The following is a 25,449-nucleotide window of genomic DNA, read 5'->3' on the forward strand; positions in this document are numbered from 1 at the left end:
GGGCTGGTGTCGTTGCCGGGAGCAGAGCGCCGGGCGGTCGCAACCCCGGATACGAGGGCTGCGAGGGCGTCCGCGTCACAGGCCCAAGCGCCTGTGCGCCGGCCGCGGCCACGCCTGCGACAAGTACTTCCGCTACGAACATCGCGCTGATCTGCGTCAGAGGACCAGGTGGCCACGTCGAACCCGGCGAACCCGTCCATCAGGCCCTCGCGCACGAACTCGACGAGGAACTCGGCCTGGACCTCACAGCTGCGAATGGTGTTCCGCACTTGACCTGGATCCAGGACGCCATGATCACCCGGCCCGGTCCCACCCCGCCCCGCAAGCTCCACCTCGTCACAAGGACACGGCCGACAAAGCGCTGTTCCCACGGGTGCCGCTCGCCGAGCTGGCTACTCCGACCGCGCCGCTCGACGCCGCCCTGGCCCTCCTGCCGAACCTGGACGACGCCAACTACCAGGGGGTCTGATGCACCGTGAACCATGACGGAGTCCATCGGGGCGAGAAAGATGCCGAGACCTACAAGTCCCTACACCCGCGCGGCCGGGGGCGGGCCCACTAGGCTTGGGTGCGCCGACGGCGGTCGCCCGCCGCCGGGGGGCTACGGCACTCGTGCTGCTGCCCCGGACCACCGTACCCAAGGACGGCAACCGAGTGTCTTTCTTCACCATCGGCCACCGCGGTGTCATGGCCGCCGAGCCGGAGAACACCCTGCGCTCCTTCCTGCGGGCCGAACGCGAGGGGCTGGACGGCATCGAGCTGGACCTGCACCTGAGCAGGGACGGCGAGCTGGTCGTCATGCACGACGAGACCCTGGACCGCACGACGAACGGCTCCGGTCCGATCGCCGACCAGGAGTTGCGGCAGCTCAAGAAGCTCGACGCCGGCCTCGGCGAGCCCATCCCCACGTTCGAGGAGGTGCTGGACGCCGTCGGGCCGACGCTCCCGATCCAGGCGGAGATCAAGGACGTCGCCGCCGCCCGGTCACTGGCCAGGGTGCTCACCGACCGCGGCCTGCTGGACCGGGTCTCGGTGCTGTCGTTCCACGACGCGGCGCTGATCGAGATCCACAACCTGCTGCCGCAGGCCCGCACCGTGCTGGTGGCAGGCCCCAGCGCGCACCGCGACACCTTCGTCGGCCGCGCTCAGAAGGTCGGTTCCACCCTGGTCAGCGTGGAGCTGCGCCAGCTGAACCGGGCCATCGTGGAGAAGTGCGGCGCCGCCGGTATCGATGTGATGGCCTGGACCGTCAACGACGAGCGCGACCTGACGCTGGCCCGGACGCTCGGCCTGGTGGGCTGCGTGACCGACGAGCCCGGCATGAAGCGGCTGGTCGAGGCCACGGCCTGACGTCAGGGTATCGACGCCCAGAGCGCCCCGGTCGGGTACGTCGTGAGCGCCTGCCAGAGCCTTCACGAGAGACGGCCGGGGTCAGTGCGGGGCGGAGAGCCACTGGCTGAGCCAGGCGAAGGCCGGCGGGTACTCCTCGGACCAGGTGTTGTAGTTGTGGCCGCCGTTCGGCAGGAAGAGCGTGCGCACCGTGACCGGCGAGGAGGCCGCGGCTGCCTGGAACTGCGTGATGTAGGAGGCCGGGCTGAGACGGTCCTCGCGTGAGGTGGCGAGGAACAGGCTGGCGTGGGACTTCGTGTGCCGCACCAAGTAGGTCGGGCTGTTTTGGCGGCGCACGGTCGGGTCCGGGAGGACGGACTCGTCGCCGGTCAGCGGGTCGGGGTCGAGAGCGGCGCCTGCGCCGAAGACCTTCGGGTACTGCAGGGGAAGTTTCGCGGCGCAGAAGCCACCGGTCGAGAAGCCCATGAGACCCCAGCCTCTGGAACCGTGCAGCGTACGGAACTTGTGGCTGATCAGGTCCGGGACGTCCGCAGCCATCCAGGTCGCGACCTTGCGGTTGCGCAGATCGGTGCAGTCGGTGTCCACACTGCCAGGGTTGACCACGGGCATCACCAGGATGAAGGGGTGCGCCTTGTGCTCCCTGAGCAGGTCCGAGAAGGCGCCCGGCATCCCGCCGTGCTCCAGCCACGACTGTGGCGAGCCGGGCACGCCGTGCAGCAGCAGGATGACCGGGAACCGCTTCTTCTTGTAGGCAGGATCGTTGTACTGCGGCGGCGTCCACACCAGCACCTGCCCGGACAAGGCGGACTTCTGGCCGTGGAAGTACGTGTCCAGGACACCGCCCTTGGTGCTGTGGTTGAACTTCGCACGTTGCACCGGCGGCCCCGGCATCGCGATCGCGTTGGTGTTGTCCGTCTTGCCCAGGAGGTCGTCCCAGGACGCGTACAGACCGTAACTGTTGTTGATCCAGGCCGCCACGACACTGATCGCGGTGAGCTGGCACAGGCCGATCATCACGGCGTGCACCAGCCAGCGCGCCGGTCTGGGGCCGCGGACCCTGGTCCACAGGGCAATCGTGCTGATCATCGCCACGACCGTCGCGATGACGAGGGCGACGAAGAACGGCGTTCCGGTGAGGGACACGCGAACCACCTCTCTGGACCTGGGCGAGAGAAAGCAGGCGTTGCCGATCGCACCGACTGCAATGCCCACGCATGCAGGCTACTTGCACAGGCGCAGCCCATGATGACTGCCTTATGGTCACGCAGGGCCAGGAGCGCCCGCTCGAGCAAGCACCGACGCGCGGCTCCGGGAGTACGCCGCCACGGTCGCGCCCAGCCGAGCCCAGTCGCTGCGCTGCACAAGGTGAGCGAGGTGGTCGACGACCGCCGGGCGCTGCCCGAGGAGCAGCTGCGGCAGGGCAGAAGCCGCTGACGAGCTCTGTACGCCGGCGCGATCGCCCACCTGCTGGTCACTGCGGAGGGTCGGCCCCGCGGCGGGATATTCCGTGGCGTACTCCTTCGCCGGCTTGGCCATGCTGGATCTGGACGGCGCACTGCACGCATACTCGCGCCGGCGCAACGCCAACGCCCGCCGCCCAGGCGTCCTGGCCGCACAACGCCGCGAACGGGCGCGCATCCGCAGTGAGAACGTCCGCTGGGGCGGCCGTCCCCCCTCTCGCCGCGTGACCAGGCATCTCCCGGTCACGGCATCGCCTCCACCGCGGATCCGTCCGGGAAGGCCGACGCCGACCGACGCATGTCCGTCCGGCAGCTCGGCTGTGGCCACGCCCCCGATGACGTCCATGAGAGCGGCGGTCAGCAGGGCCGTGGCCATATGGTCGATCTCACGATTGCAGCCGGCGCCGGCATTGGCGGCCTCGAAGCGGCTTTCGTCGCCGACAAGAGAGTCCCACCAACAGCGCGCGGAACTCCCGCAGCGCAGCCGGGGGGAGCGGCTCCGCCAACTCGATCACCCGCTGACGCGCCGGAGCGTGATGTCAGGGGCGGGCCGTCTTCAGGCCCGAGATGCGGACCGGCTCGCCGCCCATGTGTTTCCGGGCCCGTCGGTTCTGCTGATGCAGGCGCTCGTAGTACGCACGATCGAGATCGATGACGTTCTTCGAGAAGAACATCCAGGACAGGATGTCCCGGTATTTGAAACCCTCCGGGGTCAGCTGGATTCGGTCGGTGGGCAGCCGACGCAGCAACCCGACTTCTTCGGCGGCAGAGAGCACCGGCTCGAAGAGGTGCGCCTTCTCGCGGTATCCGAAGCGCTCCAGCTCTCGCAGATCCAGGTCGAACGTGTCCAGCACCAGACGCTTGCGGATGATCTCCTCGTCATTGAGCACGAAACCGGTCTGTGGGGTCAGTTCGTGGTTCCGTGCCTTCGAGATGTAGTCCGCGACCTCGGTGATACTCGGCTTCACATCGCCGACCATGTAGTCGACCGCACTGGTGTAGCTGCGTGCGCCGGCCCCGAGTCCCAGCAGCGGAACACCGTGGAAGGTGAGGACCTTCTGCTGGTAGCCGCCACGTCCGAGTTTCTTGTAGCGGACGTTCGACTCCTGGATGTATCCCGCCTCACGGAACTTGGCGTTGGCGTAGTCGTACCGCTCGTACAGGTCGGGGTTCCACATGTACTGATAGGCACCGGTCTTGGAGAACCAGGCATCGGGCCGCACGGTGAGGAAGTAGGCACTGATCGTCTCGGGGGCCAGCGCCACCAGTTCGTCGACCGAGTGACACCAGCTTTCCGGGGTCTGACCGGCAAATCCCATGATGAGGTCGGTACTCAGGTTGGGCAGGCGCTTGTCCCGGATGATCTCGATCGCCTCGCGGATGACCCGCTCATTGGCCTGGCCGCGCCCGGCCTCGCGGATTTCCGCCGGCACCAGGGACTGAATGCCGATGTTGGCTCGGGTCAGTCCCATGGCGATCAGACCCTCGAGCGTGCCGGGCTCCTTGACGACCGAGTCGGGCGTGGCCTCGATGGCCACCTCTTCGACCGTGCTGCGCCAGTTGGGGTAGACCTCGTCGAAGGTGGCGAAGAGTTGCTCGAAGTGCCGCAGGCTCAGGAGGCTGGGTGTGCCGCCCCCGATGTAGATGGTGCGCAGCCGGCGGCTCTGGAGGATCTCGGTGTGGTCCCTGATCTGTGTGCACAGCGCGTCCGTGTACGCATCGTACACGTCCATGTCCTCGGAAATGACCGTGTACAGATTGCAGAACCCGCACTTGTAACGACAGAACGGCACATGCAGGTAGAGATTCAGTTCGGGAACGGAATGGCGCTCGAGGTCCTCGGCCCAGATGTTCTGGATGTTCCAGGAACCGTTGAGAGGGCGGTAGGCGGACCGCGAGGGGTATGCGTAGTTGAACGGTGGAATGACGCCCTGGCGGATGTATCCGGCCAGCTCGTCTCGAATTGCGCTCGTCGTTGCACTTCCTGACATGACTGTACGCCTTCCTCAGCTTGCTGTAGGCCCTGCGGACAGGGCGACTGCGGTGCTGCGGCGCGACAGGGGAAAGGTGGCCCGAAATTCGCGGCCGGAAAAGGGGTGACAGAAAGAGATCACCCTTATGACGCTGGTGCCCCCGTGGCAACCACGATCCGTCGGCGAAGACCCGGCCGCGCGTTTTTCACCCGATGCGCGAACCACGCCAGACAGATGCTGAGATCAGTCAACACACGGCCGCGGCGATCGCGGCACCCACGCAAACAACGAAGCCTGAACGCCGTCGGCGCCTCCGCTTTGGGTGATCGTCCAATGCTGTCCAGGAGTTGAGATATTCCGTTCGCGCTCAATCCACTGACGTCCACTCAGCGCTAGCGTCTTCACTCGCGATTGACGGGACGAACCGCCACTCAAGGAAAGTCTCTGAAGCCCAGGCGCCCACATGCCGCAGCAGGCCCTCCCCGGCCGCAGACAACCTCGGGAGATACCAATGCCCGTACTCGCGGGTTTCCGCGCCGTCTTCGCCGTAGCGGGGCCCGCCCTGCCCGCCATGTCGTTCCTGGCCCGCCTGCCCGCGGCGATCTGCCCGACGGGAACCCTGCTGATGCTCACACAACTCGACGGCATCGGCCGTGGAGGCCTCACAGCGGGAACTCTCCTGGCCGGCCAGGCCCTGAGCGGCCCGCTGCTGGGACGCCTCGCGGACCGGCGCGGCCACCGGCCCGTGCTGCTGGCCGCGTCACTCGCGAACGCGGCCGCCATCACCTTCCTCGTGGCCGCCGTCCTGTGCGATTGGCCCGGGGCCATGGCCGTCGTCGCCGCGGCGGGGGTGGGCCTGACGGTGCCGCAGATCGGCCCGCTCTCCCGCAGCCGGTGGATAGCCATGATCGACGGTCTGCCTGCCCACCACGCCGTAAAACCGAAGGAGTTGACGATTCGGGCGCTGTCCTTCGACACCACCATCGACGAGATCAGCTTCATCGCCGGACCGGCCCTCGCCGGCATGGCCGTCGTCGCGATCCACCCAGTGGCTCCGATGGTGCTCGCGGGCGCGCTCATCGCCGTGTTCGGCGTGCTGTTCGCGCTTCATCCCACCGCTCCACCAGGCGCGCGGCCCGCTCGTCTCCCGGGCGAGCCGCTGCTGACACCGGCTCTCACGGTCCTCCTCCTCATGGCGCTGTTGCAGGGAATGATCTGGGGCAGCGCCAACGCCGGCGTCAGTGCCCTGTCCGACCACCTGGGAGACGCGGGAGCGGCGGGGTTCGTCTGGGGCGCGATGGCCGTGACCAGCTCCTTGGCGGGCATCGCCGCCACCGTGCGCACCGCCAGGCTCACCCTGACCAGACGGCTTCGGCTGGCCATCGCGGGCCAGACGATCCTGCTGCTGCCGCTGCCGGCCGTGGAGGGCTTCGTGGGCGTGACGGCCGCCATAGCCGCCATCGGCCTGGCCGTCGCACCGCACCTCATCGCCGTGTTCTCCCTCGCCGAACGAGTGGCCCCGCCGCAACGCATGAGCGAAACCATGGCCCTGCTGGTCAGTGCCCTCATAGGCGGGCAGGGCATGGCCGCCGTCGCCGCAGGACAGTTGGCGCAGCACTCCGGCTTCCGCTCCGCCTTCCTGCTGACGTGCGGGTGCGGCGCCGCAGCGCTCCTGGTCGCCCTCGTCTTCGTACGGCCCACCGTCTTCACTCCTGCCGTCGAGCACGCCTTCGCCCCCGCCGGGCCGGCCGCCACGGTGACTGACTGATCAGAACGAGCGCGGCAGCTCATTGCCGTACGAGACCTGCGTCGGCGTCTGGTCTTCGAACAGGTCGCCGGTCAGGGCAGCGTCCAGAACCGGACCGTGACGAGGTAGAAGACGACAGCCCAGAAGGCCATCACCACCGCGATGAGCCCGAGCCCACGGAGGTTGCTCCTCGCCGCCGGTTCGTCCGGCGATGGCCGCAGCCATCGGCCGAGCAGCGGGTTCACGTAGTAGGGCATGGTCAGGAAGCTCATGAGGAAACTCGACAGCAGGTTGCCCACGAGCAGGCCGATCCAGAGCGGCATGTGCAGCGGGGACAGCGCGAGTGTCAGCAGCACGACCGTCGGGTACAGACCGACCCAGATGGCGAGGGAGGTCTTGGTCTCGGAGGGCGGCGGCGGTGCCTCCTTCCCGTTGCCCTCGAAGGCGAACCAGCTGCCGAACGAGTTGTCGATCGTGTGCAGTTTGAAGTCGCTGAACTTCTCGCCCTCAGCGAGGATCTGCTGCCGTTGGGGCGACGTCAGCCAGGCGTCGAGGTGCTCGGCGCTGTCGTAGCGGTAGAGCGTGGTCCATTCCTCCTGGAGTCCCTCGATGGGGCGGAAGAGCTCGGTCCCGCGGAACCCCTCGAACTTGCTCTCTTCCTGGACCATGCGGTGCTGCCACGCAAGGAAGTCATCGACCTGGTTCGGCAGGACCCGGTGCGTGACCACCACGGTGACCAGCGGATCCAGTGACTGGGTGCCGCTGCTGACCACCTGCTGGGTCGCCGGACCGTCGAAGTACTTGGCGCCGGCGTCGAGATACGTCTGCCTGGTCGCGCTGTTGATCCATGTCTGCAGATGCGCCACCGAGTCGAACCGGTACACGACGACCCAGTCGGGTTGCAGCGGTGTCGGCGGGGAGATCTCGGCGCCGAGGAATCCGGGGTAGTAGGCGGCCGCGGCGTTGAGGTCCTCCTGCCACGCCTCGAACTCGCGCTCCATCCCGGGCAGGACCTTCTGGCCGATGATCGCTGTGGCCGCGGCGGCTACGTTCTTTCCGGTGTTCATGGCGGCTCAACCTGTCGACACCGACTGCTCCGCAGGGAGTCGGCCGTAAATGCGTTCCGGAGTCAGCGGCAGCGCACGGTAGCGGACGCCCGTGGCGTCGTGGACCGCGTTCGCGAGCGCGGGGGCGACCGGGTTGATACAGCATTCGGCCATGCCCTTCGACCGCATGGGACCCACCGAATCCGCCGAGCCCACCAGGAGGACCTCGGTACGGGGGATGTCGGCGTAGGTGGGGATGCGGTAGTTCCGGAGGTTCGGGTTGACCATGACGCCGTTGTGGTCGACCTGATGGTTCTCGGTCAGGGCGAAGCCGATTCCCTGTGCGACACCGCCCTCGATCTGTCCCCGGACCTGCGCCGGATTGATGATCACTCCGGCGTCCGCCGCCTGCACGCTGTACAGGATCCGTATCTCACCCGTCACGCGGTGCACGGCGACCCGGAACCCCTGTGTGTTGGAGGTGACGCTCCGGGGCGAGCCGTACGCCTTGCGTGCGGCGGTGAAACGGATTCCACGCGTCCGGGCCAGCGCGACAAGCTCGGCCAGCGACACCCGCCGGTCCCCGCAGACGACACCGTCGTCGTCCATCGTGCACATCACGACATGGATGCCCGTGTGCGCCGCGGCGAACTGCAGGATGCGGTCGCGCACGGCGTTGGCCGCCCGCAGGACCGCGTTGCCCGCCACGAAGAGTCCCGCGCTCGCGAAGGCGCCCGTGTCGAACCCCGTGCGGTCGGTGTCGGACTGCACCAGACGGATCCGTGAGGGCGTCGTGCCCAGTTGGTTGGCCGCGATCTGGACATGGGCCGTGGAGGTTCCCTCGCCGAACTCCGGGGTTCCGACGGCCAGTTCGTAGATGAGATCGTCGCCCAGCGTGACCCAGGCCTCGGAGAGGTGATCCGTCGGGGGCGCGGTCTCGTGCAGGGAACTCGCCACGCCGGTTCCGACGAGCCACTCGGGGCCGGGAGGTGGCCGGTCGGCCGTACGGGCCAGGGCATCACCCACCAGGTCGATGCATTGGGCGAGTCCGTCCTCGGTGAAGGTCACGTCGTCGGGGCCCTCGTGCATGGCGACCAGGGGCTCACCCGGCCGCACGATGTTGCGTCGGCGCAGTTCCAGCGGGTCGATGTCAAGGACGCGGGCCAGTTCGTCCATCGCCGACTCCACGGCGAACGCCGGCTGCGTCATCCCGTAGCCGCGCAGCGCCCCGCTCGGCACGCTGTTCGTGTAGACGGAGTACGCGTCGTACTTCTTGTTGGGGCAGCGGTAGATCATGACGGCGGCTCCGCCCGCGTACAGCGTTTCGCCGCCGTGGTTGCCGTAGGCGCCCGTGTTCGACACGTTGCGGACCTGGAAGGCGGTGAGCGTTCCGTCGGCCTTCGCGCCGAGCTTGACCGTCAGGGTCATCGGATGCCGCGGCGAGGCCGTGGTGAACTCTTCCTCACGGGTGTACTCGAGACAGGTGGGCCGCCCGGTGTCCAGGGTGGCCAGCGCGACCAGGTCCTCCGCGATCACCTCCTGTTTGCCGCCGAATCCGCCGCCGACGCGCTTGCAGAACACCCTCACCTGGTCCGGGCGCAGCGCGAACAGGTACTCCAGTTTGACCTTCGCGATCGACGGTGACTGTGAACTGGTACGGACGTTCAGCCGGCCGTCCTCCATCCACGCGATCGAACCGTGGGTCTCCAGATGCGCGTGCTGTACCCGCGGTGAGACATACGTGCCTTCGTGGATCACGTCGGCCGCGGCGAATCCCGCGTCGACGTCGCCGATGTGCGAGTGGAGTTCGAGCAGGATGTTGTGGGCGGGGTCGCGCACGAACGGATCGTGGGAGTCGTGCAGCTGGGGTGCGCCGTCGGTCATCGCCGCCTCGGGGTCGAACACCGCCGGCAGCACCTCGTACTCGACCGCGAGACGCCGGCAGCCCTCCTCGGCCGCCCCGACCGTGTCGGCCAGGACCGCGGCTACGCGCTGGCCGGCGAAGCGGACCGTGTCGTCGAGGATGTAGGTGTCGTCCGGGTCGACGAGGTGGTCGGTGTGGATCGCCGTGGTGAACCGTCTGCGGGGTACGTCTTCCCAGGTGTAGACCCGGTGCACGCCGGGCACCGCGAGGGCGGCGCTCTTCTCGATCGAGCGGATCCGGGCGTGCGCGTGGGGTGAGTGCAGCACCTTGAGGTGCAGCATGCCGTCGATCCGCGTGTCCATGGTGAACTCGGCGTGCCCCGTCACCACGTCGTGGCCCGCGGGTGCGCCGACGCTCCTCCCGACGGCCTTGCCCGGCGCTGCCGTCTCCACCGCGCCGACACCCTTCACGGCGTCCTCGATCGCCCGGTATCCGGTGCACCGGCAGAGGTTGCCCTTCAACGCCCTTGGCAGATCCGCCTTCTGGTCCTCGGTGAAGGTCGCCGACGTCATGATCATCCCCGCGGTGCAGAAGCCGCACTGGAATCCCGGGGCGTCCTCGAACTGCCGCTGCATGGGGTGCAGGGCGCCGGGCCTTCCCAGGCCCTCGATCGTGGTCACCTCGCGGCCGTCCGCACGGAACGCGGGCGTGATGCAGCTGTGCACCGGTGTGCCGTCCAGCCACACCGTGCAGGCGCCGCAGTCGCCCGCGTCGCACCCCTTCTTGACGCCGAAGTGGCCGAGTTCGCGCAGGAAGGTCCGCAGGCACTGGCCGGGGGCCGGTTCCCGGTCGAAGGCCTTGCCGTTCACGTGGTAGCTCATGCCAGGTCCCCAGCCATGAGTTCGCGGCAGATCTCTTCGGCGAAGTGCCGTGTCAGATGCCGGCGGTGGTCGGGGGTCCCGTTGGGATCGGCGAACCAGACGTCGGCCGGCACGGCGTCGATGCTCCGCCGCAGGGTTCGGACATCGGGCAGGGAGTCGAAGGCGATGCGGACCGGCCGCGTGGTGCCGGCGGTGACGGTGAGCGACAGGTCACTCGCTCCGAGCCGTTGTGTGCCGACGAGGAACACCGTCGAGCGGCCGAGCCGGGTCAGTGCGAAGCGACGGTGCGCGGTGCGTTTGCGCAGTGCGTGTTCCGGAATCATGACGCGCCGCAGGATCTCCCCGGGGGCGAGAACGTTGCGGTGGTCACCCGTGACGAAATCGAGGGCGTCGACGAAGCGCACGGAGCCGTCGGGCGCCCACAGTTCGTACCGCGCCTCCAGCGCGACCGTCAACGTGATCATGGGGCCGGCGGGCAAGGACATGCAGATGTTTCCGCCGACCGTCGCCGCGTTCCACACCTTGAACGAGGACAGGAATGCCTCGCAGCTCTTCCGGAAGAGAATCCCGGCGGTCCAGTCCATCGGCCAGGGGAAGGCGTACAGGTCGCGAATGGTGCAGGTGGCGCTGATCTCCAGGCCCTCGTCCGTCGGAACAAGAGACTCCCAGCGCAACGCCGTCAGGTCGATCAGCCGTCGCAGGTCCGGCTGCTCCGTGGAGTAGAGCCATGTGCCGCCCGCGAGCCAGGCGTCGCCCTCGTGCCAGTCCGCACCTGGCCGTTCGGACGGTCGCCGGACTACTTCGGTGATGGTGTTGAGGTCCATGAGAACCGAGCCACGGGAGAGCGGACCCACGGGAAGTCAACTGCCCCTGATGGTAGAGGAGTTGCTTTCCCGCCGAGCGGGCAGGTGTTGGCCGCCGTGCCGCGCCGTCCGAGTGGCTGAGCCGCGACAGACCGGCGGGCACAGACACTTTTGTCACAGCTTATCGCAGCATACGGATGTGGGCCCGAGGACGAGGTGGAGCTGAAAGTAGCCGGGGCACCCCGGACAGTGACCCCGGTGTTCCGTCACCACTCCGATGCGCACGGTGGGCCTTCTCCATGGCCTCACGCCCCGTGGAAGGCTCACGCGGTGGTGACGCTCCCGCTTCGATGGCCGCCTACGTGCGCGGCCTGTACGGATTCCTGCGCGAACTCGACCAGCAGGGGTGCGACCACATCGTCGCGTCCCTGCCTGCGGAGGAGGGCCTGGGACTCGCGATCGCCAACCGGCTCCGCCGTGCCGCAGGGCCCCGGACCACGGCGTGACCAGCACCGACGTCGTCCGGCATGCCCGCCGGGGCGCACACTCGATGTGCCGCCGCGGTGGACGACGTCGTGCCTGATCCGCAGGACCCTGCCTCTGCTGCTCCCAGGGCCGAGGCGACGGGCATGTCCAGGCCACGGGCCGCGACGAGGCGTGCGGTCCCGTCGCCAAGGCCGTGGCACAGGCCGACCACAGCGGCCGCCCGGCGGCCTCCCGCTCGGCCGGAGGCGGGAGCGTTCCAGCAGCAGGTCGACGGTGTGCCCTACGAACCAGGACGGTCCTGATCACGGCGTACGTCCGAGGAACGCAATCCGCTGCCACCCGCCGCCCACGTGCGAGCTCGGCGGGCGCGGGAGCTGGACTTTCCGTAGATTGAAGAGCGAGCGACTGGCAGGAAAAGCGTGTGACACCGAAGATCGACTACCCAGGGGTGTTCGCCGCCCTTCCGAGCCCGTGCCTGGTGCTCGGCACGGACCTGGTGATCGCCGACGCCAACCCCGCCTTCTGCGAGGTGACCGGACGCAGCCGGGCCGAGCTGCTCGGGCAGTACCTCTTCGACTCCTTCCCGGACAACCCCGCCGACCCGGAGGCCGACGGGGTGGACACGCTGAAGGCCTCGCTTCACCGGGTCCTGTCCACCGGCCAGACCGATCACATGGCGTTGCAGAAGTACGACATCCCGGTCGCCGGCAACCTGGACGCGTTCAAGGAGCGGTGGTGGACCGCGATCAACGTGCCCGTCCTCGGCGCGGACGGAAAGGTCGCCTGGATCATCCACAGGTCCGAGGACATGACCGACGTCGTGCACGCCCGCCAGACCGCGCGCCTGCCCTCGGTCAGACCCGGCCGGGAAGCGGCCATGGAAGCCGAGCTGTACGCCCGGGCACGGCAGCTGCAACAGCTCAACGAGGAACTGCGACAAGCCCACGCCCGTGAACGGCGCATCGCCGTCGCCCTGCAGGAAGCCATGCTCCACTCCCCCGACCTGGCCCGGCACCCGAACATCGCCGTGCGCTACCTGCCCGCGACCGGATCACTGAACGTGTGCGGCGACTGGTACGACGCGGTGGACCTGCCCGCGGACCGCTTCACCGTCACGGTCGGCGACGTGGTCGGCCACGGCCTGATGGCCGCCACCGTCATGGGCAGGCTCCGCAGCGCACTGAGCGCCGCCACCCGCACCGTCCACGGCCCAGCCCAAGCCCTGGAGGTCCTCGGTCTCTACGCCCGCTCGGTCGAGGGAGCACTGGCCGCCACCGCCGTCCAGGTCCTCGTCGACTGCCACAGCCACCTGCTCATCTACAGCAGCGCCGGCCACCCCCCACCCGTGCTGCTGCACCCGGACGGCTCCTGCGAGCTGCTCGACCAGGCCACCGACCCACCGCTGGGCGCCCGGCTCGAACACGTCCCCCGCCCCCAGGCCAACAAGACCTACACCCCCGGCGACACCCTCATCCTCTACACCGACGGCCTGATCGAACGCCGAGATGAGGACATCGACGTCGGCCTGACCCGCCTGACCTCCACGCTCGCCACCTGCACCGAGTTCGGCGCGGAACACCTCGCCGACGCCCTCCTCGCCCGCCTGGGCGTCGCCAGCGGTGCAGGCGACGACATCGCCATCGTCGTCGTCCGCCTGGACCGGACGACCCGACCGTACTGATCAGCCCGATGTGGTCCCGTCGGGGGCCCACGAGCCGGCCCGGGCTGTGGCACCGCCCGGCCTCACCGTCCGGGGGTGCCTGCTCGTCCAGGATCCGTGCCTTACGGACGCTGCTGTTCAGAGTCGCCTTCGCCGTCAACTACTCCGTCCGCGTCATCCCGGCGGTGCCGTACCGCCGGTCCACGCCGAAGCAGACGTGCCGGCGAGGGCCTGCCGGACCTCGGCTGCGGGGAATGGAGTGCGCTTGCTCTCCTTGACCAGTCGACGGTGAAAGGCATCCAGGACGACGGCGTGCGGGGCGTGGCGGTCGATGATCGCACCGATCTCAGGGGGAACACCATGGGGGCGGCGGCCTGCGATCCATTCACGGAGGAAGGTGCCGTGTTCCATCCCGCCTCGCACGGCTTCAGGCAGGTGGTGGCGCAACAGGTGATTGGGGGCATAGCAGCGGTCGTACACGAGGTGGTCGGCAAGGAAGGCGGCCTCCTGTGCCGAGAGGTCGAAGTCGCGGCTCAGTGCGAGCCCGAAGTCCGCGAAGTACACCTGCCGGCCATCGGTGAGCAGGTTGTCGAAGTGGGTGTCGAAGTGGACCAGCCCGCGTGAGCTCATGAACTCCGTGCCCCGCAGCAGCGCCTCCTCAACCCAGCCGTAGGCCGAGTCGCCTCCTGGCTCCGCCCGGCCCGCATCACGAATATCGCTGAGCCAGGCCGCGAGCGTCTGGGGCACATGCTCCAGGAAGAGGACCAGGCTGAAGGAGGAACTGCCGATGGCCTCCAGTCGACGGCGCACAGCAGGAGAGCCTTCCCAATGGGCGACGGCCCCCGCAACGCCTCCGAACGCGTCGGCGAAGTCGGCAGGTGGACGGTCCGGCAGGACTCGCCAGTGATACATCAGCGGGAATCCCGCGTACTCGTTCCTCAGGACCCAGGCGGTGGTCATGAAGTGCGCGGCCAGCTCACGCCAGGCCCCGAACCCCGCCGAGCCCACCCCATACTGGTAGAAGAGCGGGAGCTCGAACAGATTGGCGGTGGAGCGCACGTGCTCCGGCCGCAACTCGATGTCCGTCAGCGGGAGCCGCTTCACGAAGACGCGCGTCCCCTCGACCTCCATCTCCGCCCACCTGCCACCGATGCCCGAACCGCCTGCTGGAGCGGCAGCCACGGCATCGCCGAGCCTGTGGTCGCTCAACAGGGAGAGCCGTGCTCCCACGGCCGCGTAAGCCGCCACCCGAGCAGCGGACAGGGACTCGGTCTCATCCATGGCGACTCCAGCATGACATTTACGGCGGCCGCAGTTGATCATGTCAGAAGTCCCGGGAGAACTCGTCCAGGGTGAGGATGCTGTGGAGGACGGGAAACAGGCTTCCGGGCTCCGGGAACCCTCCCTACCCTCCCGGAATCATGACAACAGAACACGCGCAGCAGCCCCAGCCGCCCCTCGGACACTCCCGCAGACGTTTCCTCACGGCCGCCGGCGGCGCGGTCGGTGCGACCGCGTTACGGCCCGGGGCGCGGGCCGCGGCGGCCACGCCTTCCCGGCGGCGCGTCGCCGTTCTCGGGGGCGGCGTCTCCGGGCTCAGCGCCGCCCACGAACTCGCCGAGCGCGGCTACGCCGTCACCGTCTACGAGTACTACGACACCCTCGGCGGCAAGGCCCGCTCGATGGACGTTCCCGGCACGGCCGCCGGCGGCCGCAAGCCCCTGCCCGGCGAACACGGCTTCCGCTTCTTCCCCGGCTTCTACCGGAACCTTCCGGACACGATGCGCCGCATCCCGTTCCCCGGCAACGCCGGCAGCGTCCACGACAACCTCCGCAACGCCACCGAGGAGTTGTTCGCCCGCGGCTCGGGCCGCCCCGACCTGCACTTCCCGCTGCGCCGGATCACGACCCCGCCGGCGCCCGGCGACATCACCCCGTCCTGGATCCGCGACCAGATCCTGTCCGCCCTGGACGTGGTGACCCGCCTGCCCGCCCACGAGGCCGCCTACTTCGCCGACCGTCTCCTCGTCCACCTCACCAGTTGCGACGCACGCCGCGAGGGCCAGTGGGAGAAGGTCGCCTGGTGGGACTTCATCCGCGCGGGCGAGATGAGCAGGGAGTACCAGACGCTCCTCGGCATCGGACAGACCCGCAACCTCGTCGCCACCCGCGCCGAAGTGGCGTCGACCAGGACCGTCGGCCGCGTCATCATCGAGGCCCTGATCCTGTGGGGCCTGCTCGGCCGCGGGCTGGACGGCGACGCCGACATCGACCGCGTCCTGAACGCTCCCACCAGCGAGGCCTGGATCGACCCCTGGGAGGCGCATCTGCGCACGCTCGGCGTCGACTTCGTGACCGGCACGCAGGTACTGGAGGTCGGGTACGAGGGCGGCCGGGTGACCGGCGTCCGCGTCGAGGCCCGCGACGGCGGTCGCGAGCGCACGGTCACCGCCGACCACTACGTCTCCGCGATGCCCGTCGAGCACGCCCGCGCCACCTGGGGCAGGGCCCTTCGCGCCGCCGACCCGCAGCTCGGCCGCTGCGACGCGCTGAAGACGGACTGGATGACCGGTGTGATGTTCTACCTGCGCACGCCCACACCCGTCGTGCACGGCCACATCAACTGCCTCGACTCACCCTGGTCGGTGACGGCCGTCGGCCAGGCGCAGTTCTGGGACGTACGGGACTTCTCCCGCGACTACGGCGACGGGCGGGCCCACGACTGCCTCTCCGCGATCGTCTCGGAGTGGGACAAGCCCGGAATCCTGTACGGCAAGACGGCCAAGGAGTGCACCAGGGACGAGATCGTCGCCGAGCTGTGGGCGCAGCTCAAGGACGGGCTGAACGACGCGGGCAAGACCACGCTCAGGGACGAGGACCGCCTCGGCTGGTTCATGGACCCGGCGGTCACGGGCCTCGGCGGCCCCGACCCGCACAACCGCGAGCAGCTCCTCATCCACCCGACGGGCACGCTCTACCATCGTCCCTCGGCGCGGACGGCGATCCCGAACTTCTTCCTCGCGGGCGACTACGTCCGCACCGACGTCGATCTCGCGACCATGGAAGGCGCCAACGAATCCGCACGGCGAGCCGTCAACGCCCTGCTCGACGCGGACCGTTCGGACGCCGAGCGGTGCCGTGTGTGGGAGCTGTACCGGCCGCCGGAGATGGAGCCCCTGAAGCGGATCGACGAGGTGCGCTACAGGCTGGGGCTGCCCAACACCTTCGACCTGGGGTGAGGCGGAAGGGCCGCTGCTCCGGTGGCCGTCGTTCAGCCCTGCGGCGCGCTGAGGGGCGCGCCGCAGGAAGCGCGGACACCGAGGACGGTCGTCAGTGCGCCGGGAAGTTCGGCGGCGGTACGGCGAAGACGGCGGTCGGCCAGCCGGTCGGGCCGCGGAGCAACTCGGCCGCGGCCCCGCGCCCTTTCGGTGGCGCCGAAGCGGGAGCGACGGATACGGCGTTCGAACCAGGCGAAGCGCGCATAGCGGCAGCCATCGCTGCCGGCGACCGTCTGGTGACGACCGAATCGAACCGGCCCTGACTCGGAATCAGATCTGGAAGTGCATCGTCGACCCAGTCGACGGCGCTGCCCGGATGAACGCGCTGTCCGTGTTCCCGTAGCTTCAGTTCCAGTGGCCTGCGGCGGCGGTCTCGGTGACGAACTCCTCGAAGTTCCTGGGTGGTCGGCCGAGGGCTCGCTCCACGCCGTCGGAGAGCGTGGCGCCCGAGCCTTCACGGATGGCCACGAGGAGTTCCGCGAGCAGTCGGGCGACGTCGGGTGAGACGCCGGCGGCGACCTGGCGCTCGACGAATGCCTCTGGATCGACGTCGAGGTGACGGATCGTGCGGCCGGTGGCCCGGGCGATCAGGCCGGCCGCTTCCCCGAAGCTGATGGGCCGGGGTCCGGTCAGGTCGTAGACCTGCCCGCTGTGGCGGTCTTCGGTCAGCGCCGCGACGGCGACGGCGGCGATGTCATCGGCGTCGACGAACGGAGTGCGCCCGTCACCGGTGGGCAGGGCCAGGGTTCCGGCGAGGATCCCGTGCCGCCAGGGTCCCTCGCTGAAGTTCTGCGCGAACCACTGCGGACGCAGGATGGTCCAGTCGAGGCCACAGCCTCGCACGGCCTGCTCGGCGGCGTGCAGGGGATGCCCGTTCTCGCCGGCGCGTGGGGCCGACAGCAGCACCAGGCGGCGCACGCCCGCGGTGACCGCCTCGGCCACCAACCGGGGCAGGCGCGCCTGGTGGTTGGTGCTCGCCGACAGGCTGGGCTCCACGAGGTAGGCGGCCGTGACGCCGTCGAGCGCGGACGCCCAGCTCGCCGGGTCGTCAAGGTCGATGCGGAGGTCGCCGCCGGTGCGTGACGCCGTGCGGACCTGCAGGCCGGCGGCCTGCAGGCGCCGGGCGATGCGGCTGCCGGTCTTGCCGGTGCCGCCGAGGACAAGGATGGTCTTCATGCCGTCCAGCCAACCCCCGGAGCGGTGGACGATCCATGGGAGAGTGTCCTGACTTCCTTTGTGATCGTCTAGCGTTGATGCGTGGACGTCTTCAGCGATCTGCTGCGCCGGGCGCGGGCCAGGAACGCGTGGGTCAGGCAACTCATCCAGCGTCCCCCGTGGTCACTGAGCTTCACCGATCCGCCACCTCTCACGGTCGTGACCACGCTCGCCGGTCACGCGTCGGTACGGATCGACGACGCGGGCACCGCACCGGTACGCCTCGCGGCCGGCGACATCGCCCTCATCACCCGTCCCGGCTGGTACACCATCGCCGATGACCCTTCCACCCCGCCTCAGGTCGTGATCCACGGGCGGACGAAACGCGTCGTGGACGGTGCCGCGAAGGCGCCGGACGCGCAGCGGAGCCTGGCTCCACGCACCTACGGCGACGGCCTGCCCGGGGCCACGGTCATGCTTCGCGGCGCCTACGACCTCCGCGGCGACGTCGGAGACCGTCTGCTCGGCATGCTGCCGCCGCTGGCGGTGGTACCCACCGGACAGGCGACCCGGGCGGCACTGGACCTGCTCGCCACCGAGGCCACCCGCGAGGAACCGGGGCAGGACGCCGTGCTGGACCGGATGCTGGACCTGTTGCTCGTGCTGGCGTTGCGGGCCTGGTGCGCCGAAGCGGAAACGGCGCCGGCCTGGTACCGGGCGCTGACCGACCCGGTGATCGGCGAGGCACTGCACCTGCTGCACGAGGACCCCGCCCACCGGTGGACGGTCGCCGAACTCGCCACCCGGTCCGGCATCTCCCGTGCGGGGTTCGCCGCCCGTTTCACCACGCTGGTCGGCGAACCGCCGCTCACCTACCTCACCGGCTGGCGTATGACCGTGGCGGCCGACCTGCTGCGAGAGACCGACACGACCGTCGCCGCCGTGGCTCGCGAGGTCGGGTACGAGGACCCCTTCGCCTTCAGCGTGGCGTTCAAGCGCACGCGCGGCGTCAGCCCATCGATCTGGCGCCGCCAGACGCACTGATCCCGGCGGGAAGACGTCTTTGCCCCGGCGGCATGGTCCGGCACCGGTCTCAGGCCGCCCGTGTGCTCTCCAGGTACCGCAGAACCGCCAGGACGCGCCGGTGGCCCGTCTCCGACGGGGGCAGGCCGAGCTTGGCGAAGATGTTGGCGATGTGTTTTTCCACCGCTCGTTCGGAGACGGTGAACGCGAGGGCGATGGACTGGTTCGTGCGGCCCTCGGCCATCAGCGCGAGAACCTCGCGTTCGCGCGGGGTGAGCGTGTCGAGGGCCGTGGCCCGACGGCTCGCCCCGAACAACTGGGCCACCACCTCGGGATCCAGCACCGTACCGCCGGCCGCGACCCGCTCGAGTGCGGCCACGAACTCCCCTATGTCGACGACCCGTTCCTTCAGCAGGTACCCGAACCCTGAGGGGTCGCTCAGCATGCGAGCCGCGTACGTCGTCTCCACGTACTGCGAGAACAGCAGCACTCCGGTATCAGGGTGCTCCGCGCGAAGCCGCAGGGCAGCCCGTACCCCTTCGTCGGTCTGGGTCGGCGGCAGACGGATGTCGATGACGGCGACATCGGGTTCATGCTCGGCGACGGTGACGAGCAGCGATTCCGCGTCGCCGACGGCCGCCGCGACCTCGATCCCCCGCAGTCCCAGAAGCTGGACCAGGCCGTCGCGCAGCAGCGCGGAGTCCTCGGCGATGACGACGCGCATCCCGTTCCCTCACAGTGGCAGTTCGACGGTGACCACGGTAGGTCCTCCCGGTGGGCTGTCGCAGGTCAACGTGCCGTCCACGGTGCGGATCCGGGCCAGCAGGCCGGTGAGTCCGGAGCCGGCGCCGACCGTGGCACCGCCCCGGCCGTCGTCGGTGACGCTCAGGCGCAGCCGTCCGTCGGCGGCGGTGACGGTGAGCCGCACCTCGTCGGCGCCACTGTGTTTCGTGGCGTTGGCGAGGAGTTCGGCAGCGCAGAAGTAGATGATGGTCTCCAGGGCCGGGCTGGGGCGGATGGTGATGCCGGTGCAGAGGGTGACGGGGAGGGCGCTGTCCGCGGCGAGGGTGGCGAGGGCCGCTTCGAGTCCCTCGTCGAGAACGGGCGGGTGGATCCCTTTGACCAGGTGGCGCAGGTCGGCGATGGCCTGCGTGGCGCCCGAGCGGGCCGTGTCCACGGCGGCGAGGACCCGCTCGCGGTCGGCGCCCATGGTGACCAGCTCCCGGATGACGGTGAGGTGCATGCCCAGGCTCACCAGGCGGGCCTGCGTGCCGTCGTGCAGGTCCCGTTCGATACGACGGAGGGTTGCGGCGGCGTCGTCGACCGCCTGGGCGCGGGTCTCCTCGAGGGTGCGGATACGGCGTTCGGCGGCGTCGGGCCCGAGCAGGGCGGCGAGCAGTGCCCGATGGGGAGCGAGGGCGTGGCGCACCAGGTGCGGGGCCGCGACCAGGAGCAGCAGGCCCGCGGTGACGGGTATCAGCCAGCGCGGCCAGGAGTCGACCTGGAAACCGAGGACCTGCAAGGAGACATGGGTGATCGAACCGTCCGGGTGGTGCACCGTGTGGTAGTCCACGTGCTCGATCAGCGGGTGCAGGGTGAACAGGGCGCCATAGACATAGCCGATGGCTGCGGCGATGTAGGCGAGGACCGCGGTGAACGGCGCCAGCAGCGCGCACCCGACGGCCTTCCAGCCCGTGCGGTTCCCCAACACGGTGCGTCTCCAGGCGAGGGGGCCACGCGCAGCGCTGGGCAACGGGGGCTCGATCTCCAGCCCCAGTAGCCCGCGCGCCAAGGCCCGTTGCAGCGCGCCGAGTGCAAGCGCCGCCCGCACCGTGCCGGCCAGCAGCCACACACCCAGCGGGGTCACCGACAGCAGGCAGCCGAAGGCCAGTCCGGCCAGGGTGAGCCAACTGCCCGCGATCGCGAGCGGGAAGGCCAGCGCGCTGTAGAGGAGGGCGGCCAGCGCGGGCGGGCTGAACCCGGCGGCGGCGAGGGAGTGGAGACGCTGCATGGTGCCAACCTAGTTCTGCTGCTGGGTCGTTCACCGAGTGTTGATGCGCGGGCGAACGGCCGGAGGACCGGCGTGCGGAGCTAGGAGAGCAGGCGGCGGGCGATGCGCAACTGGAGCGCGGCCATGGCCCGGCCCAGCCAGGGCATGAGCAGCAGGAACCCGACCCCGCCGACGACCGCGTGGAAGGCGTAGGCACCGGCGAACGTGGGGCCACCCCAGGCATCGGAGTAGTCGGAGCCGGCACGAAGGGGCCATCCGAGGTTCATCGGGACGATCGACCAGCCATACAGGGTGACCGCCATGACCGCGAGGTTCACGGGGGTGGCCAGCAGGGCATGGACCAGGCCCCGTCGGCTGCCCGGCAGTTCGGCGCCGAGCAGGCGACGCACGAGTCCCCGTTGTATGCGCCCCGCCGGACCGCCGACCAGGGCGAGTGGGACGCACAGGACACCGACCGGGAAGGCGAGCAGGGCATAGGCGGCCCTTCGCCAGGCCGCTGCCGTGAACGGCTCCCGGAGCACCCGGCGGATGCGGAGGGCCGCGGCTGGGGCGGTGCGAACGGATGCGGTGGCCATGATGTTCTCCTTGAGGGGTGGAGCGAGCCCGACACCCCCAAGGCTTCCGCCGACGCCGCCCCGGCGCCATGGTGGTCGTACGGAGGTCCAGGGTTCGGTTCACCCCACCCCACCCCCAAGGCCCCGCGCCCTCTCGTGGATCGTCATGTCCGGCTGCCGCCCGCGCTCCCTCGAGCGGGCAGGGTCCGCACTCAGCGAGCGGTTGGGGCGTCGCCTGCTGACTCCTGGCTTGTGCGCTCCGGCCGCGCAGGCCGCCGTCGGACGGGTGTGCGAGGATCCTCGGATGAATGATCTGTGCGTCCGCCCGGCCTGCGAGGCCGACTTGACCACCCTCGTCCGCCTCCGCGACGACGCGGCACGCTGGATGCTGACCCGCGGCATCACCGGGCAGTGGCGACCGGGGGAGCTGGACGAGGACCACTTCCGTCGGGTCATGGCGCATGGCGAGGTCTGGCTCGCGGAGGTCGGCGGACGCATCGCCGGCGCCTGGGAGCTGTGGTGGGAGGACGAGGCTGCCTGGGGACCGCAGCCGCCTGTGGCCGGTTACGTACACCGGCTCATGGTGGACCGGGACGTCGCCGAGCCCGGAACAGGAAGGCTGCTGCTGAGCGCGGCGGAACACCGAGTGGCCGCGGTGGGACGGACATGTGTACGCCTGGACTGCGTGGCCGGCAACGCACAGCTCAAGGCCTACTACCAGAACGCCGGTTATCGGATGGTGGGCCACAAGGAGGGCAAGCCGCAGCCGGGCGGGACGCCCAAGTCCTTCACTCTGTTGGAGAAGCAGCTCCAGCAGGCAGCGGAGGCTCTGGGCGACTCTTCCTACCCGAGGGCCGCGGCAGCAGGTCAGCCCTCCCCCCGGACGGACGATCGTGCTGGGACTGGCGTGGCGTCTCGGTCGTGATCGCTTTTCTGCGCGGGTGGTGAGGGCAACTACCGGGACACGTACTGCCTGGCGTTGGCTCGCGTTCCTTCGGGAACATCGCGCATTACCACCCGCTGTGCGGCGCGCTCCTCGGCAGGGAGGGCAGCCCCTGGTTCGCCGACCGGATGCGCGGCACGCTCGCTGACTCTCCGAGGAGGAAGACGGACTCGTCCGTCGCGCAAAGGGTGCCGCCCCCCTGCCGGATCGAGCAAGCCCTACAGTGCCGCCGCGTCCCCGGCCGATGTCGGCTGCGCGTTCCCGGGGACCTGGTCAGGCTGCGTTGGCGACATGGCCCGAAGGTACTGGTCGGCCTCTGCGGCGGTGCAGGAGGAGGCGAAGGTGAAGGCGCGCGGGGACGGCCCGTGCGCCCGCAGGTGCGCCAGCCGCTCCAGGGCCTCGCCGGTGGTCGGAAGGTGACCGGCGGGGACCCACCAGAGCACCAGGTGCGCCTCGACGTGCCGCTCGAACCATTCGCGGCGCCGCCGCAGCACCTCCAGGTGCCCGCTGCGGTAGGTGAAGTCCCACAGGGCCTCCTGGGTCTCCCACACCGTCAGATTGACGATGACGTCCTCGCCCGCCGGGCGCAGGGCGGTGGCATCGGGCGCCCCCTCCTCCACGAGCCGCCACACGAAGCCGGGCGCGTCATCGGCGGCCGTGTTGACCGGGTCGAGCAGCTCGACGAACGGCGCCATGCGCGGGTCGTCCAGGGGGTGGCGGAGCGTGGCGACGTTGAGCTGGGCGAGGTGGGCGGCAGGCGCGGATGTGGTCATGACCAGATCCCAGCATGGCCCGCTTTCTATGTCAGTCAATCTTGTTTTTAGAGCGTTCGACCACCACACAGCACTCCCCCGGTCGGGCGTCCATGCGGGCGCGGACGGGACCGTCCGTGCCGAGCAGCCCCTCCAGCAGCGCGAGATTCATGCCGCAGACGAGCGGCGGGAAGCGTTCGGCAACGGCATGGAAGGGGCAGTTGCGCATTCGGACGACGCACGCAGCCTCCCCGGCCATCCCCTCGGCGCCTTCCAGGTGCGGTTCGTAGCCGCGGGCGGCCAGCATCTCCATCGCCTCGTCCAGGCCGCCGCAGGGCGCCGCCGACCCGCGCAGGGCCTCGCCCCGGCGGCGCGCCGCCGCGCAGAGCCCGGCATCCAGTCCGGCCTGCTCGGCAGCCTCGGCGAGCAGCTCGGCGGCCGTGCGGTAGTCGCGCGCGGGCAGCGACACCGCCCGCTCGGCCCGCGCCCGCGTGTACACCTTGGCGGGACGGCCCGCCCCCGGCCCCGAGCGGCCCGTCAACCGGCGGCTGCCACTCTCCAGCAGTCCGGCCTCGGTCAGCTTGTCCAGATGGTGCGCAGCGAGCGTCCGCGCCACCCCGGCCGCCTCGGCAGCCTCATTGCGGCCGACCTCGCGGCCCTGCGCCACCACGTACTCGTACAGGCGGCGTCGCACCGGATCCTGCAGGGCTGCGATTGCATCGATGTCCTTCACCTTGACATTCTAGGAACAACACAGATTGGACATAGAAGGCCACAGGGGGAAGTTCCGAGCGCGACCTGTCAGTGGCGCCGGCGGGAGTTGAGTCGCGCGGCCTGACGCGTCAGGTGGTCGCGTTCGGCGAGGTTGGGTGCCTTGTGGGCCGCCTCGGCATACAGGCGTGCAGCCGTCGCCAGGTCGCCGTCGCGTTCGTGGAGGTAGGCCGCCACCGCGGCGTGGCGGGGCAGCGAGGCGTCCAGCACTGCGAGCTCCGCCAGGCCGGCGCGCGGTCCGTCGGCCTCGCCGACGGCGACAGCGCGGTTGAGCCGGACGACCGGGCTGTCGGTCAGGCGCGTGAGCTCGTCGTACCACTCGACGATCTGCACCCAGTCGGTCTCCTCGGCGGTGGGTGCGTCAGCGTGGAGGGCGGCGATGGCGGCCTGGGCCTGGAACTCGCCGAGCCGGTCGCGGGCAAGGGCCGCCTGCAGGATCTCGACGCCATCGGTGATCAACTTCGTGTCCCAGCGGCTTCTGTCCTGCTCGGCGAGCGGCACCAGGCTGCCGTCGGGCGCGGTGCGGGCGGCGCGGCGTGCGTGGTGCAGCAGCATGAGGGCGAGCAGCCCTGCCACCTCGGGGTGGTCGATCCGGGCCGCGAGTTGCCGGGTGAGCCGGATGGCCTCGGCGGCGAGATCGATGTCGCCGGAGTAGCCCTCGTTGAAGACCAGGTAGAGGACGCGCAGCACGGTGGCGACGTCGCCGGGCTGGTCGAGCCGCACGCCGGAGACGGTGCGCTTGGCCCGGCTGATGCGCTGCGCCATGGTCGCCTCGGGCACCAGGTAGGCCTGGGCGATCTGGCGGGTGGTGAGCCCGCCGACGGCGCGCAGTGTGAGCGCGACGGCGGACGACGGCGTCAGCGACGGGTGGGCGCACAGGAAGTACAGCTGGAGGGTGTCGTCCACCGCGGGCGCGGGCCCGGGCGCCGGCTCCTCCTCGACGCGCTCCTCACGCCGGCGGCGGGCGGCGTCGGCGCGCGTGGCGTCGAGGAACTTGCGCCAGGCCACGGTGACCAGCCAGCCCTTCGGGTCCCGCGGCGGGTCGGTCGGCCAGACGCGGAGCGCCTCGACGAGCGCGTCCTGCACGGCGTCCTCGGCCGCCGCGAAGCCGGCTCCGCGACGGACGAGGACGGTGAGCACGCCCGGCGTGAGGCTCCGGAGCAGGGCCTCGTTCATCGATGAGGGCACTCCGTGGTGGTGGGGTGCGCGGCCAGGAACGGGCGCAGCTCCAGCCACTCGTGGATCGGCTTGCCGCCCGCCCCGGGCGCGGCCGACAGCTCCCCGGCCAGCTCGACGGCGCGCTCGTAGCTGTCGACGTCGATCACCATCCAGCCGGCGATGAGGTCCTTGGTCTCGGCGAACGGTCCGTCGGTGACCGGCGGGCGCCCCTCACCGTCGTACCGGACCCACGCTCCCCCAGGGGCCAGCGCCTGACCGTCGACGAGCTCGCCCGTCTTCTCGAGCCGGGCCGCGAAGTCGTTCATGTACCGCACATGCGCCGAGACCTCCTCCGGCGTCCACTGGTCCATCGGCACGTCGTTGACCGCAGCCGGGGCGCCGCGGTAATGCTTCAGCAGCAGGTACTTGGCCATCGTGGTTCTCCTCGGTGCTCGTGCGACCCATTGTGGCCGCGTGCACCCCTGGGACGGAGCCGGGCACGAGTTCTCGACATCGCCGTCCGAATGTTTTCCG

At 69.9% G+C, this 25,449-nt stretch carries 20 protein-coding genes and 2 pseudogenes; 7 read left to right on the forward strand and 15 right to left on the reverse strand.

The annotated features are described in order from the left end of the window. Positions 1–654: 654 nt before the first annotated feature. A complete protein-coding gene (locus FB563_RS32130) occupies positions 655–1,350 on the forward strand; it encodes a glycerophosphodiester phosphodiesterase (protein WP_055705950.1) in 696 nt (231 codons plus the stop codon). Between the two features lie 81 nt (positions 1,351–1,431). On the opposite strand, the gene FB563_RS32135 is transcribed toward FB563_RS32130, so the two are convergent. The 3 genes and pseudogenes from FB563_RS32135 to FB563_RS32145 form a co-directional block, all read right to left on the reverse strand. Further along, positions 1,432–2,493 (reverse strand): alpha/beta hydrolase, encoded by a 1,062-nt coding sequence (locus FB563_RS32135; protein ID WP_055705933.1) that lies wholly within the window; start codon positions 2,491–2,493, stop codon positions 1,432–1,434. 591 nt (positions 2,494–3,084) lie between these two features. Further along, positions 3,085–3,294 (reverse strand): annotated as a pseudogene (locus FB563_RS45600) (DUF6368 family protein); the annotation flags it as partial. A 55-nt stretch (positions 3,295–3,349) separates the two neighbouring features. Then, complete coding sequence (locus FB563_RS32145; RefSeq protein WP_055705935.1) at positions 3,350–4,801, reverse strand: coproporphyrinogen-III oxidase family protein; 1,452 nt, start codon at positions 4,799–4,801, stop codon at positions 3,350–3,352. A gap of 493 nt (positions 4,802–5,294) precedes the next feature. Here FB563_RS32145 and FB563_RS32150 point away from each other — a divergent pair, with 493 nt between their 5' ends. Then, on the forward strand, positions 5,295–6,551 hold the full coding sequence (locus FB563_RS32150; protein ID WP_055705936.1) for an MFS transporter: 1,257 nt from the start codon (positions 5,295–5,297) through the stop codon (positions 6,549–6,551). A gap of 71 nt (positions 6,552–6,622) precedes the next feature. Here FB563_RS32150 and FB563_RS32155 read toward each other — a convergent pair whose 3' ends face one another. From FB563_RS32155 to FB563_RS32165, 3 genes are read right to left on the reverse strand one after another with little or no spacing between them, the layout of a single operon-like run. Further along, complete coding sequence (locus FB563_RS32155) at positions 6,623–7,597, reverse strand: antibiotic biosynthesis monooxygenase (protein WP_055705937.1); 975 nt, start codon at positions 7,595–7,597, stop codon at positions 6,623–6,625. A 6-nt stretch (positions 7,598–7,603) separates the two neighbouring features. After that, on the reverse strand, positions 7,604–10,321 hold the full coding sequence (locus tag FB563_RS32160) for a molybdopterin-dependent oxidoreductase (RefSeq protein ID WP_055705938.1): 2,718 nt from the start codon (positions 10,319–10,321) through the stop codon (positions 7,604–7,606). Continuing rightward, a complete protein-coding gene (locus tag FB563_RS32165; RefSeq protein WP_055705939.1) occupies positions 10,318–11,145 on the reverse strand; it encodes an FAD binding domain-containing protein in 828 nt (275 codons plus the stop codon). Before FB563_RS32165 ends, FB563_RS32160 begins: the two co-directional genes overlap by 4 nt. A gap of 288 nt (positions 11,146–11,433) precedes the next feature. On the opposite strand from FB563_RS32165, the pseudogene FB563_RS32170 reads away from it, so the two are divergent. Together FB563_RS32170 and FB563_RS32175 are read left to right on the forward strand one after the other, a co-directional pair. Then, positions 11,434–11,630: pseudogene (locus FB563_RS32170) on the forward strand (Sua5 family C-terminal domain-containing protein); the annotation flags it as partial. A gap of 401 nt (positions 11,631–12,031) precedes the next feature. Continuing rightward, positions 12,032–13,291 (forward strand): SpoIIE family protein phosphatase, encoded by a 1,260-nt coding sequence (locus FB563_RS32175; RefSeq protein ID WP_055705940.1) that lies wholly within the window; start codon positions 12,032–12,034, stop codon positions 13,289–13,291. Positions 13,292–13,444: 153 nt separating this feature from the next. Here FB563_RS32175 and FB563_RS32180 read toward each other — a convergent pair whose 3' ends face one another. Then, complete coding sequence (locus FB563_RS32180) at positions 13,445–14,551, reverse strand: protein kinase family protein (RefSeq protein WP_055705941.1); 1,107 nt, start codon at positions 14,549–14,551, stop codon at positions 13,445–13,447. Between the two features lie 140 nt (positions 14,552–14,691). On the opposite strand from FB563_RS32180, the gene FB563_RS32185 reads away from it, so the two are divergent. After that, positions 14,692–16,509, forward strand: a complete 1,818-nt coding sequence (locus tag FB563_RS32185; protein ID WP_055705942.1) for a hydroxysqualene dehydroxylase — start codon at positions 14,692–14,694, stop codon at positions 16,507–16,509. 384 nt (positions 16,510–16,893) lie between these two features. Here the strand turns inward: FB563_RS32185 and FB563_RS32190 are convergent, their stop codons facing one another. Continuing rightward, on the reverse strand, positions 16,894–17,724 hold the full coding sequence (locus FB563_RS32190) for an NAD(P)H-binding protein (protein ID WP_055705943.1): 831 nt from the start codon (positions 17,722–17,724) through the stop codon (positions 16,894–16,896). Between the two features lie 81 nt (positions 17,725–17,805). Here FB563_RS32190 and FB563_RS32195 point away from each other — a divergent pair, with 81 nt between their 5' ends. Continuing rightward, positions 17,806–18,747, forward strand: a complete 942-nt coding sequence (locus FB563_RS32195; RefSeq protein WP_055705944.1) for an AraC family transcriptional regulator — start codon at positions 17,806–17,808, stop codon at positions 18,745–18,747. A gap of 49 nt (positions 18,748–18,796) precedes the next feature. On the opposite strand, the gene FB563_RS32200 is transcribed toward FB563_RS32195, so the two are convergent. The 3 genes from FB563_RS32200 to FB563_RS32210 all read right to left on the reverse strand — a co-directional run bounded on the left by FB563_RS32200 (position 18,797) and on the right by FB563_RS32210 (position 21,312). Then, complete coding sequence (locus FB563_RS32200) at positions 18,797–19,450, reverse strand: response regulator transcription factor (protein ID WP_055705945.1); 654 nt, start codon at positions 19,448–19,450, stop codon at positions 18,797–18,799. Between the two features lie 9 nt (positions 19,451–19,459). Further along, positions 19,460–20,737: a sensor histidine kinase gene (locus FB563_RS32205; RefSeq protein ID WP_055705946.1), complete on the reverse strand. Its 1,278-nt coding sequence runs from the start codon at positions 20,735–20,737 to the stop codon at positions 19,460–19,462. Between the two features lie 80 nt (positions 20,738–20,817). After that, a complete protein-coding gene (locus FB563_RS32210; protein ID WP_055705947.1) occupies positions 20,818–21,312 on the reverse strand; it encodes a hypothetical protein in 495 nt (164 codons plus the stop codon). A 283-nt stretch (positions 21,313–21,595) separates the two neighbouring features. Here FB563_RS32210 and FB563_RS32215 point away from each other — a divergent pair, with 283 nt between their 5' ends. Continuing rightward, positions 21,596–22,216 carry a GNAT family N-acetyltransferase gene (locus tag FB563_RS32215; RefSeq protein WP_079048489.1) on the forward strand — a complete coding sequence of 207 codons (621 nt, stop codon included), beginning with the start codon at positions 21,596–21,598 and terminating at the stop codon, positions 22,214–22,216. Between the two features lie 236 nt (positions 22,217–22,452). Here the strand turns inward: FB563_RS32215 and FB563_RS32220 are convergent, their stop codons facing one another. The 4 genes from FB563_RS32220 to FB563_RS32235 all read right to left on the reverse strand — a co-directional run bounded on the left by FB563_RS32220 (position 22,453) and on the right by FB563_RS32235 (position 25,349). Continuing rightward, positions 22,453–23,007, reverse strand: coding sequence for a DUF3291 domain-containing protein (locus FB563_RS32220; protein WP_055703708.1), 555 nt, complete (start codon positions 23,005–23,007; stop codon positions 22,453–22,455). A gap of 31 nt (positions 23,008–23,038) precedes the next feature. Continuing rightward, positions 23,039–23,719 carry a helix-turn-helix transcriptional regulator gene (locus FB563_RS32225; RefSeq protein WP_055703709.1) on the reverse strand — a complete coding sequence of 227 codons (681 nt, stop codon included), beginning with the start codon at positions 23,717–23,719 and terminating at the stop codon, positions 23,039–23,041. Positions 23,720–23,787: 68 nt separating this feature from the next. Further along, positions 23,788–24,933: an RNA polymerase sigma factor gene (locus FB563_RS32230; protein WP_055703710.1), complete on the reverse strand. Its 1,146-nt coding sequence runs from the start codon at positions 24,931–24,933 to the stop codon at positions 23,788–23,790. Further along, positions 24,930–25,349, reverse strand: a complete 420-nt coding sequence (locus FB563_RS32235; RefSeq protein WP_055703711.1) for a YciI family protein — start codon at positions 25,347–25,349, stop codon at positions 24,930–24,932. Before FB563_RS32235 ends, FB563_RS32230 begins: the two co-directional genes overlap by 4 nt. Between the last annotated feature and the right edge of the window lie 100 nt (positions 25,350–25,449).

Origin of the sequence: Streptomyces puniciscabiei, from assembly GCF_006715785.1 — a bacterium.
GTDB classification, from domain to species: Bacteria; Actinomycetota; Actinomycetes; order Streptomycetales; family Streptomycetaceae; genus Streptomyces; species Streptomyces puniciscabiei.

Excerpts from the sequence above, each read along its gene's own strand:
- FB563_RS32145 (WP_055705935.1), bottom strand. The coding sequence starts at position 4,801 with ATGTCAGGAAGTGCAACGACGAGCGCAATTCGAGACGAGCTGGCCGGA.
- FB563_RS32150 (WP_055705936.1), top strand. The coding sequence starts at position 5,295 with ATGCCCGTACTCGCGGGTTTCCGCGCCGTCTTCGCCGTAGCGGGGCCC.
- FB563_RS32155 (WP_055705937.1), bottom strand. The coding sequence starts at position 7,597 with ATGAACACCGGAAAGAACGTAGCCGCCGCGGCCACAGCGATCATCGGC.
- FB563_RS32160 (WP_055705938.1), bottom strand. The coding sequence starts at position 10,321 with ATGAGCTACCACGTGAACGGCAAGGCCTTCGACCGGGAACCGGCCCCC.
- FB563_RS32165 (WP_055705939.1), bottom strand. The coding sequence starts at position 11,145 with ATGGACCTCAACACCATCACCGAAGTAGTCCGGCGACCGTCCGAACGG.
- FB563_RS32180 (WP_055705941.1), bottom strand. The coding sequence starts at position 14,551 with ATGGATGAGACCGAGTCCCTGTCCGCTGCTCGGGTGGCGGCTTACGCG.
- FB563_RS32185 (WP_055705942.1), top strand. The coding sequence starts at position 14,692 with ATGACAACAGAACACGCGCAGCAGCCCCAGCCGCCCCTCGGACACTCC.
- FB563_RS32190 (WP_055705943.1), bottom strand. The coding sequence starts at position 17,724 with ATGAAGACCATCCTTGTCCTCGGCGGCACCGGCAAGACCGGCAGCCGC.
- FB563_RS32200 (WP_055705945.1), bottom strand. The coding sequence starts at position 19,450 with ATGCGCGTCGTCATCGCCGAGGACTCCGCGCTGCTGCGCGACGGCCTG.
- FB563_RS32205 (WP_055705946.1), bottom strand. The coding sequence starts at position 20,737 with ATGCAGCGTCTCCACTCCCTCGCCGCCGCCGGGTTCAGCCCGCCCGCG.
- FB563_RS32210 (WP_055705947.1), bottom strand. The coding sequence starts at position 21,312 with ATGGCCACCGCATCCGTTCGCACCGCCCCAGCCGCGGCCCTCCGCATC.
- FB563_RS32215 (WP_079048489.1), top strand. The coding sequence starts at position 21,596 with ATGAATGATCTGTGCGTCCGCCCGGCCTGCGAGGCCGACTTGACCACC.
- FB563_RS32220 (WP_055703708.1), bottom strand. The coding sequence starts at position 23,007 with ATGACCACATCCGCGCCTGCCGCCCACCTCGCCCAGCTCAACGTCGCC.
- FB563_RS32230 (WP_055703710.1), bottom strand. The coding sequence starts at position 24,933 with ATGAACGAGGCCCTGCTCCGGAGCCTCACGCCGGGCGTGCTCACCGTC.
- FB563_RS32235 (WP_055703711.1), bottom strand. The coding sequence starts at position 25,349 with ATGGCCAAGTACCTGCTGCTGAAGCATTACCGCGGCGCCCCGGCTGCG.